The following is an 18583-nucleotide window of genomic DNA, read 5'->3' on the forward strand; positions in this document are numbered from 1 at the left end:
TTTAACGTTTCAATATTCTTATAGGCACTGAAAACCTTACGGAACGGGTCGCCGTGGCACCTACTGTTTGAGCAAACCCGTTCCAGTAGTGCATTCCCACGTTGGAACTAAGGAACGGGCGGACAACAAAAAATCCCGATGGGGCAAACCCATCGGGATTTTTTTATCGCCAGTGTTACCGTATCGGCACTACACCAACCAAACCCCACCAGCCGCCAAACCGTCGGTGTCCAGGTTCGAGGCCAACACGCCCGCCAACTGCACCGCCGTGTCCGCCGAGCCATTGTCTTGGAAAACATAGGTGTTGCCCACGGCGATGAACGCCACCGTTTCCCCTGAACTGAAATTGGCTTGCAGATACTTGAACGCCGTACCCAGGTTGCCAGCCGTCAAGGTCAACGGCGCACTGTAACTGTTCACATCGTCAAAGCTGACGATGCCGTTGCTGATTGCATGGCTCTTGATAATCCCGACATTCACGCCATCAGCAGCCACCACATTGGCGGCAATCGTAGTGTTGTCCAAATCCAGCCGGTCAGTGGCCGCCGCACTCACGCCATTGCCTAACGAGAATGCGCTGACGGTGTCGTGAGCATTGGTCAGGCTGTCACCTGCAAGCATTTTTACGGTGTCGGTGGCGGCGGTGGTTTCCTTCAGGTTGATCTTGTCCTTGCCCAAGCCGCCAATCAGCACGTCAAGACCGTCGCCGCCGTTTAACACATCCGCCCCGCCACCGCCATTCAGGATGTTGGCCTTGGCATTGCCAGCCAGCACATTGTTCAAGCCATTGCCCGTGCCGTTAATCACCTTATTGCCGGATAATTTCAGGTTTTCCAAGAAGCCGCCCAAACTAAAGCTGACATAACTGATGACCATATCCTCGCCGCCGCCTGCCAATTCCGTCACCACATCGCCCAGGTTATCGACCACATAAAAATCATTGCCGTCACCTGCCGCCATGCTGTCAGCACCCGTCCCCCCATCCAACCGGTTGACCGCACTATTGCCCGTTAGTACGTTAGCCAGGGCATTGCCCTTGGCGTTGATTGCCGCATTGCCCGTCAAGGCCAGGTTTTCCACGTTGGCGGTGAGGGTGTAGTTGATGGTGCTGATGACGGTGTCCTTGCCGGAACTGGTGGCTTCCGTGACCACGTCGCCCGCGTCATCGACAAAGTACAGGTCATCGCCTAGGCCGCCCGTCATCGTACCTGTCCCGCTGAGGCCGTCGTTGGCGGTTGTACCGTCGGGGTTAGTGCCGATGATGAAATTATCTAGCGTTGCGCCGTCGGAGAATTGGACTTGGTTGATTTTGAACGCAACCGAATAAACACCAAAATAGCCAGAAATGCTGACTTGGTCGCTGCTGCCATAAGAGATGGTCAAAAAATAGACATCGGGATAGTCTGAATCATAAAAACCAATGCCTGTCAGTTCAGTCAAGGCCACATCGGTGAACTGGATAATATTTACGCCTTGATCGCTGGGGAGTTCGCCATCATAGTCGTTGATAACATCCGCCCCGTCACCTTTGGCGAACACATAGGTGTCGCTGCCCGCACCGCCGGATAATCCACCGCTGAGTATTGAATGGTAAGGAATATAAGAGCGATCATCATCCCCCTTGCCGCCATTGATCAGATCATGCCCATTCCCGCCAAATATAACGTCGCTACCCTCGCCTCCGCTGATAGTATCGTCACCGTCGCCGCCGTCAATGGAGTAGTCCCAACCATCACCTCCGCTGATAGTATCGTCACCGTCGCCGCCGTCAATGGAGTCCCAACCATCACCACCCAGCAGAGTATCAGCAAGATTTCCGCCAATAATTTCGTCATCACCGCCCAAGCCATTGATGGTGTTGGATTCGCCGTCGTAACCCCGCAAATAATCATCGCCTTCAGTACCTTGCAGGGCTTTGGCCTTGATGTCGTCCCATGTCCAAATCACGCCATCACTGAATTGGAATTGGTCAATGCGCTCAGCCGCGTAGTAGTCGTTGTCGACGGGAAAGTAGTAGCTGATGGTGATCCGGTCGCCGGCACCGTAGGAGAGTATCAAATCATAATCGGAACGGCTGAGCCCCACCTCGGTTGAGGTGGCATTGGTGAACTTGACCACATCTTTGCCGCCGTCGTCGTTGCCGTTTATGTTGTAGATAATGTCATCGCCGTCACCGTTGGCGAACAGGTAGGTGTCGGCTCCGTTGGCGCCGCTAAGCCCTGCAGAAGCGCCGCTATCATCACCCGCGCCGCCATTGATAATGTCATCGCCATCACCACCCCAAACATCATCCGCGCCGTCACCGCCCAGTAAGGTATCGGCAAGGTTGCCGCCGTAGATGTTATCATTACCGCCTAAGCCATTGATGGTGTTGCTTTCGCCATCAAGTCCTTGCAGGATGTCGTTACCTTCCGTGCCCGTGATGGTCGCCATCGCGATAATGTCTTGTGCCAGCGGGGTTGACTTAGCTGATAACGGGGTTACGCTTTTCCAGTCCAGTCCAGTCCAGTCCAGTCCAGTCCAGTCCAGTCCAGTCCAGTCCAGTCCAAATTGTAGGTGTTTTTGTTGTCTTTGTTGGTATCAGTAGCCATGATGAAATTCCAGTGAGTTTGTGGTTGAGGGAATTACGGTCTAACACACTGGATAATAGGGTAAACTTTGCCTTAAAGCTAGGTAATATTTCACATTTTTGGATTTTTTATGAAATATATTTTGACATTGGGTTAATAACGGCGCATGACAGGACTTTGTAATCCCGTCCTTAATGTTTTGAAATACTGGCAAGTAATCAAAATGTTACGGAACGGGTTGCAAACCCGTTCCGGCAACAGGTACGCTGTGCGTACCTTTTACATTGATTTTATGATAGTTTTTTAAAGGTACGCACAGCGTACCCTACCCTGATGCCAATCTGTGGTTCTAAAATAACCAGTAGTTTGGCTATCCTCACCATGCCAAGATTGACCAAAGCATAACTTGGTATTACTATTTAAATTTAGTAATACTACAGGCTCCCCATGCACAAGATAACCACCAAAAGGCAAGTGACCTTGCCGCAAGCCGTTTGCCAGGCGATAAACTTACAGCCGGGCGATTATGTGGAGGTGTTCGCGCGTGACGGTGTGGCGCATATCGTCAAGATCAACACCGAAAATCTTGCGGGCAAATTCAGCCATTTGCTTAAAGGGCAAGCCTTCCCGTCCGACGAAGACCTCAGCACCGCCATCAAAAGCCGCGCCGCCACTAAATTCCTCGCCAATGATTGCAATTGACACCAATGTCCTGTTGCGGTTTTTGTTTCAGCCTGTCGATACCCAAAACCCGCAGTGGCAAGTGGAGCGTGCCCAAACCCTAATCAACCAGGCGGAAAAGGTGTTTGTTTCCGCCATTGTCGTTGCCGAAATGGAATGGGTGCTGGAAAGTGTGTTTGGCTGCACCCGCCACGAAATCCACGCGGTGTTGCACGAACTGGCAAGCAATGCCAAATTTCAGTTTGAAGATTGGGCGGTGCTGAACTGCGCTTTATTAGATTACCTGGAATTTGGCGCAGTCGATTTGTCCGATTGCCTGATTGCAAGGACGGCACAAAAAGCGGGGGCGACAACCTTGTTTACTTTTGAAAACGAAAAAAAACTGGGGGCTTTACCCATAGCCACAACCCTGAGAAAAATATAAGGCTATTTTGTTTATATGGCTTCCGATGCGGGACGCGCAGGCGTTAGCGATGGTTGTGTTTTATCAGGCAAACCTGCCGGGTTTTGAAAACCCAGCAGGTTTTTTGCGGCTTGTCTTTCATGGCGGGTTACGGAACATTAAGCCGATAGTTTTGCCATCTTTTAACAACACTGGGGTTTTATGAACGCTATTTTAAAACCCACCCTTTACGAACAACTGCTGGATTTGCCGGATGCTATGACCGGAGAAATTTTGAACGGTGAGCTGTACGCCATGCCTCGTCCGTCTGGGCGGCACGCTGGGGCTAGCAGTGTGCTTGGCATGAGGATTGGCCCGCCATTTAGGCTTGGGGAAGGCGGGCCAGGAGGTTGGTGGATCATTGATGGGCCTGAAATACATTTTATCCGTAATCAGGAAGTGGCTGTACCGGATTTGGCAGGCTGGCGGCGTGAGCGTATGCCCAGCATACCTGAAGGCCATCGTTTTGAGATTGTCCCCGATTGGATGTGTGAAATCTTGTCGCCGTCCACCGTCAAAAAAGACCGTGTGGTGAAATTGCCGATGTATGCCCGTTATGGTGTGCAGCATGTGTGGATAGTCGATCCCTTGGCGCAAACTTTGGAGGCGTTTGAGTTGCAACAAGGCCGCTGGCTATTGATTGCCACGCTTAAAGATGATGATAAAGTCGCCGTGCCGCCGTTTGATGCGGTGGAGTTTTCGCTGGCGGATTTGTGGGCTTAGCCGGATCCAGGATTCCGCTTGCCGCCTAGTTTCTATGCGGGACGCAATTGAGAAAAATCGCCACCAAACTAATTTTCCACCAAGATTCCATAATCGCTCCATCCTTGCCCGCTTGTCGAAACACATCAATAGTTATAACATTGTTATAATTTTTATGATTAGGAGGCTGTATGCGTACCCAATTGAGAAAAATCGGCAATTCGCGGGGTTTGATTATTCCGCTTGGTTTTTTGGAGGCTTGTGGGTTAGGGGAAGAGGTGGATTTGCGTTTAGAAGGCAAAACCTTGGTTATTGAAGCGCTTCACACGCCGCGTAAAGGCTGGTTTGAGCAGTATGATGCAAAAAATGATGAAGATGCTTGGGAAAACTTTCCAGTCGATGCGGATTCTGAGGATTGGCAATGGTAAAACGTGGTGAAGTGTATTGGGTCAATCTTGATCCAACGCTAGGTACGGAGATCAAAAAAACGAGGCCAGCTTTGATTGTTTCACCCGATGACCTTAACGTGCATTTGCCGCGTGTCATTGTCGCGCCCTTGATCAGCCAAGGACAAGCGCTAGGTTGCCGCCCTGTGGTTTCGTTTGATGGCAAGTCGGCGCGTATTTTGTTGGATCAATTGCGTTCGGTGGATAAATGCCGTTTGTTAGGAAAAATGGGAATGATTGAGTTGGAATTATGGCATCCGCTGTTGCTGGAAATGTTGGCGTAGTTTCGCAACCATACGCATCAAGCTAAAGCATTTTTCCACGAAAGCCAACAGTAGGCACCACGAGAACACGAGAACACGAAAATTTATCTCATCTTTTTCGTATTTTTCGTGGACAACTATTATGAAAACCATGGGCTTTCCCCCTTAGCTTGATGCGTATGGGCTTCGTAAGCCCCGACCTTAACGTATTGAGATACTGGCAACTAATCAATATGTTACGAAACGGATTGCCTCGGCACACCGCTACGCGGCTCTGTCCATAGACCACTCTTGTGGCGGCATTCATGCGGTCGTAACGCGCCTACCGTTGCTACAAACCCGTTCCGGCTTGCATGGTTATCCTAGAAAAATCATTTCATCCACGAAAAACACGACTCATTGAACACGAAGAGAAAAGCATGTAGTTTAAAAGAGATGCCGAACTGTAGACCATCACCCAAAGGGTGAATAGCCAGATCAACACAGCATTTCTGATTTCTTTCGTGTCTCTTGTGCTTTTCGTGGACTAACTGCGGTTTTTAGGATTATAAATGATAAAAAAGTTATGGACGCCTACTTACATACTGCTATTGCCCTAGACAGGCCATGTCGCTTATTTCTCAATTAGCATTTATTTGTAATAGAATAGTAGGGTTTTTGCTACTGACCAGACTGGTTTGCAGAGAAAAGACCCTGTGTTGGCAATAGGCAAAAAGTCTGACACGGCAAAAAAATGCTTACTGTTGTTGCAACCGGCTCAAGCACATTGGGGGTTACGGTGGATAGCTGTAGGTAAATAATAATAAATAATGAGGTTAGTGTTATGTGTTGGAGTGGGGAAGCATCAGGCGTTTTGGCGGCTATTGGTCTAAGTACCGCCGTGTATGTCGCCGCAAAAGGGGAATCCAAGGAGCTATGGATTCCGTTGACTTATTTCGCCTTAATGGAACTGTTGCAGGCTTTCACCTACGTCTATATAGATTTGTGTGATAATCCCAGCAATCAGATACTGACGTTATTTGGCTATCTGCACGTCGCCTTCCAACCATTTTTTGTCAATATGGTGGCGATGTACTTTATCCCCGAAGCGGTCAAATTAAAAATACGCACCACGATTTACAGCATTTGTGCGGTGGGCGCCTTGGCGATGCTGGTGAAAATGTATCCTTTCGTCTGGGCGGGGACTTGCAATGTCGGTATTGAAGGTTTTTGCGGCCCCGAAGTTTGCTCAACCAGCGGCGCATGGCATATCGCCTGGCACATGCCGCTAAATGGGCTGTTGTCCGACCCGATCACCTGGTTATTCGATTTCAGATGGGGCTTGCACGCCCTCACTTATATTCTCGTTGCCTTTTGTCTGCCCGTTATTTACGGTTCCTGGCGTTTTGTGGGCTTCCATTATGTCATTGGCCCGTGGATTTCTGATGTCACCACCGATGACCCTAATGAATATGCGGCGGTCTGGTGCCTGTTTTCTATTGCCTTATGCGTGTCGGTGATCAAAACGCCGATTAGAAAATATCTGCATGTTAAAAACTGGCCGTTTTACCAGAAAGCAAGCAGCGAAATTTTCGACGAATTCGATGAAGATGAAAATGTTTCAACCGCCGTTAGCCGATCTGATTGACCGCTTAAAGGCTGTTTTTTAATTGAAAACCGAAAGTTAATCTTTTATGCTCCCAACTGAAAGTTTGGCTACAACCAAACCTTTAGCCATGCCCTAAAACCATATCACTGGAGATTGTATGAAGATTGGTATACCTAAAGAAACTTACCGTGGCGAAAAACGCGTCGCCACCACCCCGGAAGCCGCCGCACAAATCATGCAACTGGGCTTTTCCGTATCCATAGAAAGCGGTGCTGGTCTAAACGCTAATATTTCCGATGCCGACTATCAGGCAGTTGGCGTTGAAGTCGTTGCCGATGCAAACAGCCTTTGGCAACAGGCGGACATCATTTTAAAAGTACGCGCCCCTCAAAGCCACCGGCGTTTAGATATAGATGAAATCGCGTCGCTTCACGAAGGCCAGACCCTAATCAGTTTTATCTGGCCCGCGCAAAATGAAGGGCTGATGCAGCGTTTGGCGGATAAGAACGCCACCGTGCTGGCGATGGACAGTGTCCCGCGCATGTCACGCGCCCAAAAAATGGACGCGCTCAGCTCGATGGCGAATATTGCCGGTTATCGTGCGATTGTCGAGGCCGCGCAGCATTTTGGGCGGTTTTTCACTGGACAAATCACCGCCGCCGGCAAAATCCCGCCTGCTAAAGTCTTGGTCATCGGTGCCGGTGTTGCCGGTTTGGCGGCTATCGGTGCGGCGAAAGGCATGGGCGCCATCGTCAGGGCTTTTGATACCCGCCCGGAAGTGAAAGAACAAATCGAAAGCATGGATGCAGAATTTTTGATGCTGGATTTTAAAGAAGAAGGCAGTGGCGTCGGCGGTTATGCCAAAACCATGTCGCCCGAATTCATCGCCGCTGAAATGGCCTTGTTTGCCGAACAGGCCAAAGAAGTCGATATTATCGTCACCACCGCGCTGATCCCTGGCAAACCTGCACCCAAGCTGATTACGGCGGAAATGGTTAAATCCATGAAAGCTGGCAGCGTGATTGTCGATTTGGCGGCGGAACAAGGCGGCAACTGCGAATTGACGGTAAAAGACCGGGTGGCGGTTGAACACGGTGTCACCCTCATCGGTTACACCAATTTGCCCAGCCGTCTCGCCAATCAATCCAGCCAATTGTATGCCACCAACTTGCGGCATTTGCTCACCGAACTGTGCCCTGGGAAAAACGGCGTGATTAACGTCAATATGGATGATGAAGTGATACGCGGGGCAACGGTGATCAAAGAAGGCAAAATTACCTGGCCGCCACCGCCACCTACCCTATCCGCCGCACCTGCCGCGAAACCGGCGGTGACAGTGCCGCAAGCCCATGCTAAAGAACCGCAAAAACCGTCCGTCATCAAACAACTGTTGCCATTGCTGATCGGCGGCTTGGCGTTGTTCGGCATTGGTGCGGTCGCCCCCGAATCGTTCATGGCCCACTTCACCGTGTTTGTGCTGGCGTGTTTCGTCGGTTACCAGGTGATCTGGAATGTCACGCCGTCCTTGCATACGCCTTTAATGAGCGTCACCAACGCGATCAGCGGCATTATCGTCATTGGCGCCATCGTCCAGGTGTCTTCACCGCAAGTCGGCCTGCTGGCAGGACTGGCTGTCCTTATTGCCTCTATCAACATCGCGGGCGGCTTTTTAGTCACGCGCCGCATGTTAGAGATGTTCAGAAAATAACCGGAGAGTAGCGCAATGTCCCATAGTTTACTTACGATGTCTTACATCGTTGCCGCCATACTGTTCATTTTGAGCCTAAGCGGTTTAAGCAACCCAGAAACGTCCCGGCGCGGCAATTACTACGGCATGGCGGGCATGGCGATTGCCATTATCGCCACCGCCATTGCGATAGCCGGTGCTGGCAATGTCTACGCCGTGCTCATCGTCGCGGTCTTGATTGGTGGCACGATAGGCGCGATATTGGCTTCCAGGGTCGCCATGACGCAAATGCCGGAACTGGTCGCCATCATGCACAGCTTGGTGGGGATGGCGGCCGTGTTGGTGGGTTTCGCCAATTTTATGGACAGCTCCATCAATATGACTGGCAGCGAAAAAACCATCCATGAAATTGAAATTTATATCGGTATTTTGATCGGTGCGGTGACGTTTTCCGGTTCGGTGATTGCGTTTTGCAAATTGAGCGAAAAAATCAGCGGCAAGCCCTTGTTATTGCCCGCCCGCCATTGGTTCAACCTGGCACTGCTGATCGGCGTGTTTGTGCTCGGCGGCTTGTTCCTGCAACAAACCGAGGGTAGCGAAGGCAGCTTGCCAATGTTGTTGCTAGACCACGGCGGCGCCTTGCCCTTATTGATCATGACCCTCATTGCGCTGACCTTTGGTGTCCACATGGTCATGGCGATAGGCGGTGCGGACATGCCCGTAGTGGTGTCCATGCTCAACAGCTACTCCGGCTGGGCGGCGGCGGCAACCGGCTTCATGTTAAGCAATGATTTGCTGATCGTGACCGGCGCCCTTGTCGGCAGCAGCGGCGCGATCCTGAGCTACATCATGTGCCGCGCCATGAACCGCAATTTCATCAGCGTCATCGCCGGTGGTTTTGGTACCGCTTCCGGCGGGGTAGCGGCGGCTATCGAAGGCGAAGTGCAACCGATAGATGCCGACGAGACCGCGTCTGTGTTGTTGGCGGCAAAAAACATCATGATTATCCCAGGCTACGGCATGGCGGTTGCCCAAGCCCAGCACACCGTCTACGAAATCACCAAGTTCCTGCGCGAAAAGGGCAAAAAAGTGCGTTTCGGCATCCATCCCGTCGCAGGCCGTATGCCAGGACACATGAACGTCTTGCTGGCGGAAGCCAAAGTGCCTTATGACATCGTTTTTGAAATGGAAGAAGTCAACGAAGATTTTGCCAATGTCGATGTCTCCATCGTCATCGGCGCCAATGACATCGTCAACCCTTCCGCCCTGGATGACCCGAACAGCCCGATAGCCGGAATGCCCGTGCTGGAATGCTGGCACGGAAAAACCACCATCGTCCTCAAACGCAGCATGGCTTCCGGTTATGCCGGGGTCGGCAACCCGCTGTTTGTTTTGGAGAACACCCGTATGTTGTTTGGCGATGCCAATGCCACTATGCAGGCGGTTTTGAAAGCATTGAAGGGCTAATGTCCCTGCAATTGGACAGGCTTGTCAGGTAGGAATGGCGTGGAATCCCCAAAATATGGCCTGCAACCGGGTTGTAAGGTCTGGGGTTCCATGCCTTATCCTGCTTCAGATTTACACTAGATTTACCATTAAAATTTAAAGGAAAACCATGCTGACTGAAAAACACGATTTGATCCACGAATTTCCAGAATTCAATGATCGTATCCACGACCTCAAAATAAATAACGCGCATTTTGCCAAATTGTTGACTGAACACGACGAGCTTAATGATGCCATCCATCGCGCTGAAATTGAGGTTGACGTGGTCGCCGATGATTATTTGGAAACGCTGAAAAAACAACGTCTGGCACTGAAAGACGAGTTGTTTCAAATTTTACGCAGTTAAATACCTTAAGAAGGCGGCAGTGGCGACACTGCCGCCACATAAAAAGCCAATGGCCTTTTCACCGGAACAAAGCCAAATAGTTTGCTTTATGGCTTCAAAGCCGCCAATTGGGCTTCTACCAATTGGGCTTCTAACTTATGGCAACAGTCCATCGATGTGCCATAAACCCAGCACCGAATCCAGCATCAAATGCGTGGTTGCCGCGTCATATTTGATCGTGTTCCGCGCTTCATAAGCCTCTGCGGGAGCGGCCCCATGATGGATTGCGGGGCTATAGATTATGGGCCAGCTAAAATGTTAAATAAACACATAGCGACATTAGAGACAAAATGCACCGTTCGCCATAGCCGCTTAATTTTGGTGCTTTTGTGGCTGTAGCGTCATAGCTCACAACTTCTGCAAAGCCAGCGACAATTCCAAACTAAACTGCCCCAGCACCTGGCTGAGCGCGTGCACCGTCGCCGGATAGGATTTATCGACCAAGGCATGGCTGATTTTGCTACGCCCGTTGTCGATAATGCGATGGTTGCTTTCATCCATAATCGCCCAGCTCGCTTCTAAATTGACGGCTATGCCGGGGCGGGTGTCGAAGCGGCTAATATCGACCAACACACGGTAATTGACCGTACCGTAAGCGCTCCACGGATACGGCCTGATGAAATTCTCCGGTTGCAACTGCGTCAGGTTTTGCGTCAACACATCCAACACATTGTCTTTTAGCGGCGCGGCCCATTGGTGGAATTCGGCAACGTCGATACCGTTCATCAAGGTGCGGGTGACGATTTGTTTGCGATCCAACAAGGGCGGCATGGTGATTGGGCCAATGCCAACCAAGCGTTTTTTAAGGTTTTTGGCGGCTTGCGCCGGAGGCTGGCTGACGGCTTCCAAAACGTAAAAGTTGGTTGCGGGGGTTGATGCACATCCCGCCATTAACAGCACGGCGATCATCATTACGAATTTGTTCAGCATAATCAATCGGCCTTTTTCCCGCGAATTAACGTGTCTGGATGTTGTTGCAAATAATCGGCGAGCTGTTTGACCGAGCTGGCGGTTTGCGTGATTTCCTGGAGCAGTTTGTCGAGTTCGTAGTGCGTGGTCGAACCGGGTTCCAGCGAATTCAACAACTGGTGGGCAGAAGCCATCGTTTTGTCGGTATTGGCCAAGGCTTGTTTCGCACTGACCAAGGTGTCGGTCGCCGCTTTCGAGGTCGTTTGCAAAGTCTGCAAGGTCTTGGTGGTTTCCGCCGTCATTTCTTCCAAAGGCAATTTGGCGACTTTGTCCATGATGGTTTGCGCAGAATGGGCGAACTGGTCCAAAGTGCTGGGAATCGTCGGAAATTCAGGGTAAATGCTGGAATTGTTGATGGCCTGGGTGATTTTGTTTTTCGGGTGGAAATCCAGATCGACCAGCAATTGTCCGGTCAACAAACTACCCGTTTGCAATTGGGCACGCAAACCTTTTTTGATCAATTCTTCCATAATGTCCTTGTGGCTGATATTGGGTAAATTGTTGACCGCTTCGATACGATCAGGCTCCAGTTCAACCGTTACCGGAATGCGTATCTCGGCGGTTTTTTCGTCCAGTTCCAATTTGATTTGGATAACCTTGCCTATCGGGATGCCGCGCAATTGCACGGGTGCGCCATTGGTGAGACCACGCACTGAGCCATTGAAATACATGACATATTTCAATGTGTTGCCACTAAACACTTCCTCGGATTGCTCATAAGTGTCGTACAGCATGAATTCGCTGTTTTCCGGCTGCACATCCGTGGGCTTGTCGTAAGCCGAGGTACGGAAGGCGATACCGCCACTCAACAACGAAATCAACGGCCCGGTCCTGACTTTAAAGCCATCGGCGCTGGCGGACAAATCCACGCCACTGTCTATCCAGAAGCGGGTGTTCTTCCTGACGAATTGGTCATAAGGTTTGTTGATGAAGACTTTTAACTTAATCGCATCGGCGTTGGGCGAGAGTTCGTGGCTCAACACTTCACCGACGCTGATACCGTGGAAACTGATCGGCGTACCGGCATGAAGCGAACCGAGATTATTGGTTTCCAACGTGAACTGCCGCCCTTCGGCGTTGGTTTTTAACAATGGCGGTGTGGGCAAACCAACAAAATTGACTTTATTGCGCCCGCCGCCCGGTTTAAGTTCAATGTATGGGCCAGACAACAGCGTCCCCAAACCGGACACCCCGCCTAGACCGACTTGCGGCCTGACCACCCAAAAACTGGTCTGCTCTTTCATAAACATGGCCGCACTGCTGTGCATTTGTGCAGACACTCTGATGGTTTTTAAATCATCACTGATATTGATGTCGGTGACTTTGCCAATTTCAACATTCAAATATTTGATTTTGGTTTTGTCCACTTCCAAACCTTCGGCGTTAGGGAAGCTGATGGTAATTTGCTGGCCTTTTTCAGAGATGGATTTGTAAATCAACCAACCGCTGACCAGCACGGCAATGATGGGCAGGAACCAAACCAAGGGGAAACGGGCTTTTTTATCAATGCCAGGCTCTTCGGCCTGATAGGAATCGGGGTCAGTAAAATCGTTCATAAGGCAGTATGGTTATCCCAGATCAAACGCGGGTCAAAGCTTTTTGCCGCGATCATGGTCAACACCACCACCGCCGCAAATGCCGTCGCCGCCGGACCTGCGATCACATGGGAAACGCCGCCGCTTAAATCCACCACGGCGACCAGAATGGAAATCATAAAAATATCTAACATCGACCAACGCCCGACAAACACAATCAAGCGGTAAATGCGCATCCACCAGCGGGTGTTGCCTTGCCAGCGCAAATGCACATGCAGCACCAACGCGCTCAAGCCCAGCAATTTTAACAGCGGCACGAGGATGCTGGCTACGAAAACCAGCACCGCAATGGGGGCCATATCTTTTTCGACCAGGGCAAAAATGCCGCCGATAATCGTGTGTATTTCGGTCATGCCCAGTTGCGTGACGGTCATGATCGGGAAAATATTGGCAGGGATATACAGCGCGTAACTGCTGATCAGCAAAGCCAAGGTAATTTGCAAACTATGCGGACGACGGGCATGGAGCAAACCACCGCATACCTTGCAATGGCGGGCATGACGGTTCTTTGCCAGAGGATGCAAATGCCCACAGACATGGCAACGCACCAACCCTTGTGCCAACGCGCTTTGTCTAAGCATGTTTTTTCCTATCCAATTCGGCTATGCGCTGCCAAAACAAAACCTCGTCCAAACTGGTGGTCAGCATGGCATTGACCAGCAACATGGCAACAAAGGCATACAAACCAAATCCCAGATGCACATCGGCGGTGTCGGAGAGTTTCACGCAAGCGACAATAATTCCCAGCAGGTAAACTTCCAGCATCGCCCATTCTTCCAGATGCTGCAACCAACGCAGCCAGTGGGCAAGATGCGGATGTGGACGATTGAAGTGCAGATGGACACTGATTAAGAAGGCCAATAAGGTGTTCAGCAAAGGGATGAAAATGCTCGCCAAAAACACCAAAACCGCCACCAGCCACAAGCCTTGGCCAAACAAACTCACAGCCCCCGCCCACAAGGTGCTTTCATTGCTGTTGCCCATAAAGCGGATGCCAATCAAAGGCAAAAAATTGGCAGGGATGGCGAGGATCAAACCCGCGATTGACAACGCCAAAACCCGCTCGATGCTTTGTTCACGCGCCCTGTGCAGCAAATAACCGCAACGTGGACACACGGCTTTTTCGCCGGTGATTAAGTCGGCGGGTTTTAGGAGCAGGTCACATTCAGGGCAGGCGGTTAGGGGAGGCATAATAGCTATCAAGACGGATTAACCCAATTTTCAACCAATAAATCGGGGACTTTTATGAATTCTTTGGTGTTATTGGTAACCAAAATAGTATTTATCGACAGTGCGTGTGCCGCTATCCATAAATCATTATTACCAATCGGTTGACCATTTTGCTCAAGAAAATTACGGATAAGCCCATATTGTTCAGCCGTTTCCTGCGTCGGCATAATGACAGGAATATAACGCCCCAACTGTTCCAATTTTTCCAACGCAACTTCCCGGTGCTGGCTTTTTTCAGCCCCAAACCGCAATTCACCGAAAGTAACCAGCGACATGCCCACATCGCCAACACTCAGTTCTGAAAGCCTCTGATAAACTTCCAACGGACGTTTTTTGCTAATGTAAATACAGATATTGGTATCTAGCAGATAGCGTAGCGTCATAACCATTCATCCCGCTCTTGCGGCAACTCATCTCGGCGATGTGCCATAAAATCTTCTGGCATTTGTGCAAGCAAATCAAAAGCGGCGGCTAAGCTTTCTTGTTGTGGACGGATTTCTTGTGAAGGATGCAACGTCTCCAAAACCAATACGACGTTAACCTCTTTTTCCGCCCATTCTTTGGGTAATTTGACTGACAAGATACTGTTTTCGTTGATGTGGGAGTTTATTTGGAAAGTGTGCATAATCATTTCTCCGCAATGCGCAAGATTAGGAAACCGTTTTACTCAGCGTCCTTGTCATGGAATTGTTAATTGATAGCATAAATCTTAGGGAAATTTTTAAACTAAACGCTGATTGGCCTGAATGGATACCAACGCAATACAATCTCTCAAACCAACCGTAATTTACGTAATAGCTTTTTTTGTTTAGTGAGACCAATTGAAATTGTCGCAGCAAATGCTTTTCTAATTACAAAAACAAGAAGCCTCACCACTTCATCCACCGCAACCGATTGGCATTGGTCACCACCGTCAACGACGACATCGCCATTGCCGCCCCGGCAATCATCGGGTTCAACAAAATGCCGAACATTGGATATAGCAATCCGGCGGCGATGGGGATGCTTAAGGTGTTGTACAAAAACGCACCGACCAGGTTCTGCTGGATATTGGCGACGGTGGCTTTGGATAGGGCGATGGTTTCCGGCACTTTTAGCAAGGAGCCTTGCAGGATGACCACGTCGGCGCTTTCAATCGCGACATCCGTACCTGTACCTATCGCCAAGCCGACATCGGCTTGCGCCAAGGCGGGGGCGTCGTTGATGCCGTCGCCGACCATGCCGACAATTTCACCTTGTTCCTGTAAGGATTTAATCAGCGCGGCTTTGTCTTGCGGCAAGACCTGGGCGTTGACTTCGGCAATGCCGGCTTGTTTGGCGATGGCGTGGGCGGTAATTTGATTGTCGCCCGTCACCATGATGATGCGTATGCCCAGTTGTTGCAGTTGGGCAAGCGCGGCGGGGGAGTCTTTTTTCAACGCGTCGGCAACGGCGATCATGCCGACGATTTTATCATCCACCGCCAACAGCATCGGGGTTTGCCCCAAGGCGGAGAGTTTTTCCAGTTTGTTGTTATAGCGGGTGAATTTTACCCCTTCTTTGTCCATCAGGGCTTTGTTGCCGAATAACAGCCGTTGCCCCTCACAAGTCGCACTGACCCCTAAACCGACCATCGCGGCAAATTGGCTGACAGGTTTTAATGGCAGTTGTTTTTGCTCAGCCGCCGCCAAGATGCTCGCCGCCAAAGGATGTTCGGAAGCCGCTTCCATGCTTGCCGCCAATTGCAAAATAGTGGCTTCGTCCAAATCCCCCATCATTTCAATGCTGGCAATGGTGGGTTTGCCTTCGGTCACGGTGCCGGTTTTATCGACGACCAGGCAGGTCAATTTCCCTGCCATTTGCAAGGCGTCGCCGTTGCGGATCAAGATACCGGCTTGGGCGGCGCGGCCTACCGCAACCATCACTGAAATCGGTGTCGCCAAGCCCAAGGCGCAAGGACAGGCGATGACCAGCACGGTCATGGAAGTCGCAAACGCGTAACCCAAGGCAGGATCTGGCCCAAACACCAGCCACAGCAAAAACGTCAGGGCGGAAATAGCCACCACGACGGGCACAAACACGCCGGAGATTTTATCCGCCAAACGGGCAATATCAGGCTTGCTGTTTTGGGCTAGCCTGACGCTTTTGATGATTTGCGCCAAGGCAGTGTCGCGACCTATGCGGGTGGCGGTGAACAGAAAACTGCCGGTTTGGTTGAAAGTGCCGGCAACCACTTTGGAAGCTTGGGTTTTTTCAACGGGCAAGGGTTCGCCCGTCAGCATGGACTCATCGACGGTCGAATGGCCTTCAAGCAACACGCCATCGACGGGGATTTTTTCGCCTGGCCGCACACGCACGGTTTCGCCTAAACCCACTTGTTCTATGGCGATGTCGATTTCTTCACCGTTCCTGACCACCCGTGCGGTGCGCGGCTGCAAGCCGATCAATTGGCGGATGGCACTGGAGGTTTTGCCTCTGGCGCGGGTTTCCAATGCCGTACCCAAATTGATGAACGCCAAAATCACCACGGCCGCTTCAAAATAAGCGTGTTTCGCCAAAGACGGCAAAATCATGTAATAGTCGATGACGACGCAGGAATACAGCCAGGCCGAACCGGTACCTAAGGCAATCAAGGTGTCCATGTTGGCCTGGCCTAGTTTTAGCGACTTGACCGCTCCGCTGTAATATTGCCAACCAGAATAAACCATGATGCCTAAGCTGACCAAGGCCAATTCCGGCCACAGCCATAAACCCGTCGCCGAACCTAAATCCGGCAACCAGTTGAAATGTTCGCTAAGCATCAGGAACAGGCCAAACGCGCCAGCCACGCCCGCTTTTTTGATTAAGTCCCGGTAGCGGCTTAATTCCAAGCCTTCTTGGGCGCTGGGATCTTCCAGGCCCTCCATAATGGCTGCGTCATAGCCGGCGGCTTTGACCGTCTTGACCAGCAATTCAGGATCAGCCTGCCCTTTCACCATTGCGGTATGGTCGGCAAAATTGACGTTGACCGAGGTGACTCCGGCAACTGCCGCCAACGCCGCTTCCACTGCGCTGACACAACCTGCACAACGCATACCGGCAATGGATAATTGGATCGCGTCGTCTTGTGCTTCTGTATTCATTTCGTCATCCCGACAAAGGCTAAACTGAAATGACGGTGTAGCCCGCGTCAGTAATGGTTTGTTTGATTTCGGCAAGCGTCGTTTTTGCGGCATCAAAATCGACCTGCACTTGTTGCTCTTTGCTGGACGCCTTAACAGTCGCAACGCCGTCAAGCTCACCCAGTTTAGATGTTACATTGGCTTCACAGCCGCCACATTTCATGCCGGTTACATTTAATATGACTGATTCGCTCATTTTTCCTCCTTAAGGATTTATTTTATTGGACTATGACAAAAGCCAGTTATTCTAAATATCTGACGTTACGCAGTAACATAGTTTGTATCCCATTTGCCGCGTCGAGCACCGCAGTATTTGTCGGGACTAGCCCGAATACCCACAGGGCATAAAGGGGTGCGGCAAGGATGCCGCACGGAGGCAGATGGGCAGGAAGCCCATTCTGCCTCCCCCCGACAAATACCCACAGGGCACAAGTGCGAGGAGCGCAAGACATAAGCGGCAACGGGCCGCCTTTTCTTTGGATACTTTCTTTTCGACTGCATGGATGCAGAGCAACGCAGGAGCAGTTGCCGAGGCGGCGCAAAAGAAAGTATCTCGCCTTCGGGTGCGAGAACCCGATTAAATAAACGTCGCGATAGCGACTCTTCATTAGTTATTTTCAATTCGTAGAAAATCTCTGCGTAACATCAGTAAATATATTACGCCCTTTACCCCGTAAACACAGCCAAAAGTAAATTGAACAGCCGCGTTTATTCTTGATACGATAGCAACCCAATCCCAGTGTAGCAATGACCATGCAATTAAAGACCATCACCCATCAAACCATCGCCCTGGCGGGAGTTGCCCAAGCCGCCGCCTTGGTGCAACAGCTTGCCACCACCGGGAACGCCGACACCACCGCGATGGAAGCCAGCATCGGCAGCATCTTGAAACTCGATGCTGACACGGTCATTGAAGTTTACGGGAGTTTAAGCGGGATCAAACTCGGACTGGAACAGCTTAAGCAACAAATGACAGGCTACAAAATCCCCAACGCAGAATTGGCCCGCTACGCCGCTTCCTTGGTATTTTTGGAACAGCAATTGTCCAAACAACCCAAGATGCTCAAGACCATCACCACAGGAATTGAAAAAGCGCAAATCCAGGCCGAACATTTTGGTTTGCTGCATGACAATGTCCTCGCCAATCTTGCCGATATTTACAGCAACACGGTCAGCAAGTTGCAGCCTAAGATCATGGTCAACGGCGACAGCAATTATTTGTCGAATTCCTACACTGCCGATAAAATCCGCGCCTGTTTATTGGCGGGTATCCGTTCCGTCATTTTATGGCGGCAATGCGGTGGTTCCCGATGGAAGTTCCTGTTCCACCGTAAAAAAATCCAGACTGAATTACAAAACCTTTTGGCGCAAACCTAGCT

General features: G+C 50.7%; 19 protein-coding genes. 10 read left to right on the plus strand and 9 right to left on the minus strand.

What is annotated here, in order from left to right; genetic code table 11:
* Positions 1 to 189: 189 nt before the first annotated feature.
* Complete coding sequence (locus tag PHH59_RS07055) at positions 190 to 2433, minus strand: calcium-binding protein (protein WP_300013313.1); 2244 nt, start codon at positions 2431 to 2433, stop codon at positions 190 to 192.
* Positions 2434 to 3017: 584 nt separating this feature from the next.
* Here PHH59_RS07055 and PHH59_RS07060 point away from each other — a divergent pair.
* The 9 genes from PHH59_RS07060 (at position 3018) to PHH59_RS07100 (ending at position 10231) form a co-directional block, all read left to right on the plus strand.
* The gene (locus tag PHH59_RS07060) at positions 3018 to 3272 is read left to right on the plus strand and encodes an AbrB/MazE/SpoVT family DNA-binding domain-containing protein (protein ID WP_300013316.1); all 255 of its coding nucleotides are present in this window, start codon (positions 3018 to 3020) and stop codon (positions 3270 to 3272) included.
* Positions 3259 to 3675 (plus strand): PIN domain-containing protein, encoded by a 417-nt coding sequence (locus PHH59_RS07065; protein ID WP_300013319.1) that lies wholly within the window; start codon positions 3259 to 3261, stop codon positions 3673 to 3675. The genes PHH59_RS07060 and PHH59_RS07065 overlap by 14 nt, the downstream gene beginning before the upstream one ends.
* Before the next feature lie 180 nt (positions 3676 to 3855).
* A complete protein-coding gene (locus PHH59_RS07070) occupies positions 3856 to 4416 on the plus strand; it encodes a Uma2 family endonuclease (protein WP_300013322.1) in 561 nt (186 codons plus the stop codon).
* 170 nt (positions 4417 to 4586) lie between these two features.
* Positions 4587 to 4823, plus strand: coding sequence for a hypothetical protein (locus tag PHH59_RS07075; RefSeq protein ID WP_300013325.1), 237 nt, complete (start codon positions 4587 to 4589; stop codon positions 4821 to 4823).
* Positions 4817 to 5125, plus strand: a complete 309-nt coding sequence (locus PHH59_RS07080; RefSeq protein ID WP_300013328.1) for a type II toxin-antitoxin system PemK/MazF family toxin — start codon at positions 4817 to 4819, stop codon at positions 5123 to 5125. The genes PHH59_RS07075 and PHH59_RS07080 overlap by 7 nt, the downstream gene beginning before the upstream one ends.
* Before the next feature lie 802 nt (positions 5126 to 5927).
* Positions 5928 to 6731 carry a DUF5765 domain-containing protein gene (locus PHH59_RS07085; protein WP_300013331.1) on the plus strand — a complete coding sequence of 268 codons (804 nt, stop codon included), beginning with the start codon at positions 5928 to 5930 and terminating at the stop codon, positions 6729 to 6731.
* 118 nt (positions 6732 to 6849) lie between these two features.
* On the plus strand, positions 6850 to 8400 hold the full coding sequence (locus PHH59_RS07090) for a Re/Si-specific NAD(P)(+) transhydrogenase subunit alpha (protein WP_300013334.1): 1551 nt from the start codon (positions 6850 to 6852) through the stop codon (positions 8398 to 8400).
* A 15-nt stretch (positions 8401 to 8415) separates the two neighbouring features.
* Entirely contained in the window at positions 8416 to 9846 is a 1431-nt protein-coding gene (locus tag PHH59_RS07095) for an NAD(P)(+) transhydrogenase (Re/Si-specific) subunit beta (RefSeq protein ID WP_300013336.1), read from the plus strand.
* A gap of 148 nt (positions 9847 to 9994) precedes the next feature.
* Entirely contained in the window at positions 9995 to 10231 is a 237-nt protein-coding gene (locus PHH59_RS07100; protein WP_300013338.1) for a YdcH family protein, read from the plus strand.
* A gap of 387 nt (positions 10232 to 10618) precedes the next feature.
* Here PHH59_RS07100 and PHH59_RS07105 read toward each other — a convergent pair whose 3' ends face one another.
* The 8 genes from PHH59_RS07105 to PHH59_RS07140 all read right to left on the minus strand — a co-directional run bounded on the left by PHH59_RS07105 (position 10619) and on the right by PHH59_RS07140 (position 17400).
* Positions 10619 to 11200, minus strand: coding sequence for a membrane integrity-associated transporter subunit PqiC (locus PHH59_RS07105; protein WP_300013340.1), 582 nt, complete (start codon positions 11198 to 11200; stop codon positions 10619 to 10621).
* 2 nt (positions 11201 to 11202) lie between these two features.
* A complete protein-coding gene (locus PHH59_RS07110; protein WP_300013342.1) occupies positions 11203 to 12795 on the minus strand; it encodes an MlaD family protein in 1593 nt (530 codons plus the stop codon).
* Entirely contained in the window at positions 12792 to 13415 is a 624-nt protein-coding gene (locus PHH59_RS07115; RefSeq protein ID WP_300013344.1) for a paraquat-inducible protein A, read from the minus strand. The genes PHH59_RS07110 and PHH59_RS07115 overlap by 4 nt, the downstream gene beginning before the upstream one ends.
* Positions 13408 to 14025 (minus strand): paraquat-inducible protein A, encoded by a 618-nt coding sequence (locus PHH59_RS07120; protein WP_300013347.1) that lies wholly within the window; start codon positions 14023 to 14025, stop codon positions 13408 to 13410. The genes PHH59_RS07115 and PHH59_RS07120 overlap by 8 nt, the downstream gene beginning before the upstream one ends.
* 8 nt (positions 14026 to 14033) lie before the next feature.
* Complete coding sequence (locus PHH59_RS07125; RefSeq protein ID WP_300013350.1) at positions 14034 to 14447, minus strand: type II toxin-antitoxin system VapC family toxin; 414 nt, start codon at positions 14445 to 14447, stop codon at positions 14034 to 14036.
* Positions 14444 to 14689: a hypothetical protein gene (locus PHH59_RS07130; protein ID WP_300013353.1), complete on the minus strand. Its 246-nt coding sequence runs from the start codon at positions 14687 to 14689 to the stop codon at positions 14444 to 14446. Before PHH59_RS07130 ends, PHH59_RS07125 begins: the two co-directional genes overlap by 4 nt.
* A gap of 244 nt (positions 14690 to 14933) precedes the next feature.
* Positions 14934 to 17165 (minus strand): heavy metal translocating P-type ATPase, encoded by a 2232-nt coding sequence (locus PHH59_RS07135; protein ID WP_300013356.1) that lies wholly within the window; start codon positions 17163 to 17165, stop codon positions 14934 to 14936.
* Between the two features lie 19 nt (positions 17166 to 17184).
* Positions 17185 to 17400 carry a heavy-metal-associated domain-containing protein gene (locus PHH59_RS07140; RefSeq protein ID WP_300013359.1) on the minus strand — a complete coding sequence of 72 codons (216 nt, stop codon included), beginning with the start codon at positions 17398 to 17400 and terminating at the stop codon, positions 17185 to 17187.
* Between the two features lie 557 nt (positions 17401 to 17957).
* Between PHH59_RS07140 and hflD the strand changes: the two genes are divergently transcribed.
* Positions 17958 to 18581, plus strand: a complete 624-nt coding sequence (gene hflD, locus PHH59_RS07145; RefSeq protein WP_300013637.1) for a high frequency lysogenization protein HflD — start codon at positions 17958 to 17960, stop codon at positions 18579 to 18581.
* Positions 18582 to 18583: the final 2 nt, after the last annotated feature.

This window comes from Methylovulum sp. (assembly GCF_028687615.1).
Lineage (GTDB): Bacteria > Pseudomonadota > Gammaproteobacteria > Methylococcales > Methylomonadaceae > Methylovulum.

What these genes read in the sequence shown, in the direction of transcription:
- PHH59_RS07055 (WP_300013313.1), bottom strand. Translation starts at nt 2,433, where the DNA reads ATGGCGACCATCACGGGCACGGAAGGTAACGACATCCTGCAAGGACTT.
- PHH59_RS07060 (WP_300013316.1), top strand. Translation starts at nt 3,018, where the DNA reads ATGCACAAGATAACCACCAAAAGGCAAGTGACCTTGCCGCAAGCCGTT.
- PHH59_RS07065 (WP_300013319.1), top strand. Translation starts at nt 3,259, where the DNA reads ATGATTGCAATTGACACCAATGTCCTGTTGCGGTTTTTGTTTCAGCCT.
- PHH59_RS07070 (WP_300013322.1), top strand. Translation starts at nt 3,856, where the DNA reads ATGAACGCTATTTTAAAACCCACCCTTTACGAACAACTGCTGGATTTG.
- PHH59_RS07075 (WP_300013325.1), top strand. Translation starts at nt 4,587, where the DNA reads ATGCGTACCCAATTGAGAAAAATCGGCAATTCGCGGGGTTTGATTATT.
- PHH59_RS07080 (WP_300013328.1), top strand. Translation starts at nt 4,817, where the DNA reads ATGGTAAAACGTGGTGAAGTGTATTGGGTCAATCTTGATCCAACGCTA.
- PHH59_RS07085 (WP_300013331.1), top strand. Translation starts at nt 5,928, where the DNA reads ATGTGTTGGAGTGGGGAAGCATCAGGCGTTTTGGCGGCTATTGGTCTA.
- PHH59_RS07090 (WP_300013334.1), top strand. Translation starts at nt 6,850, where the DNA reads ATGAAGATTGGTATACCTAAAGAAACTTACCGTGGCGAAAAACGCGTC.
- PHH59_RS07095 (WP_300013336.1), top strand. Translation starts at nt 8,416, where the DNA reads ATGTCCCATAGTTTACTTACGATGTCTTACATCGTTGCCGCCATACTG.
- PHH59_RS07100 (WP_300013338.1), top strand. Translation starts at nt 9,995, where the DNA reads ATGCTGACTGAAAAACACGATTTGATCCACGAATTTCCAGAATTCAAT.
- PHH59_RS07105 (WP_300013340.1), bottom strand. Translation starts at nt 11,200, where the DNA reads ATGCTGAACAAATTCGTAATGATGATCGCCGTGCTGTTAATGGCGGGA.
- PHH59_RS07110 (WP_300013342.1), bottom strand. Translation starts at nt 12,795, where the DNA reads ATGAACGATTTTACTGACCCCGATTCCTATCAGGCCGAAGAGCCTGGC.
- PHH59_RS07115 (WP_300013344.1), bottom strand. Translation starts at nt 13,415, where the DNA reads ATGCTTAGACAAAGCGCGTTGGCACAAGGGTTGGTGCGTTGCCATGTC.
- PHH59_RS07120 (WP_300013347.1), bottom strand. Translation starts at nt 14,025, where the DNA reads ATGCCTCCCCTAACCGCCTGCCCTGAATGTGACCTGCTCCTAAAACCC.
- PHH59_RS07125 (WP_300013350.1), bottom strand. Translation starts at nt 14,447, where the DNA reads ATGACGCTACGCTATCTGCTAGATACCAATATCTGTATTTACATTAGC.
- PHH59_RS07130 (WP_300013353.1), bottom strand. Translation starts at nt 14,689, where the DNA reads ATGCACACTTTCCAAATAAACTCCCACATCAACGAAAACAGTATCTTG.
- PHH59_RS07135 (WP_300013356.1), bottom strand. Translation starts at nt 17,165, where the DNA reads ATGAATACAGAAGCACAAGACGACGCGATCCAATTATCCATTGCCGGT.
- PHH59_RS07140 (WP_300013359.1), bottom strand. Translation starts at nt 17,400, where the DNA reads ATGAGCGAATCAGTCATATTAAATGTAACCGGCATGAAATGTGGCGGC.
- hflD (WP_300013637.1), top strand. Translation starts at nt 17,958, where the DNA reads ATGCAATTAAAGACCATCACCCATCAAACCATCGCCCTGGCGGGAGTT.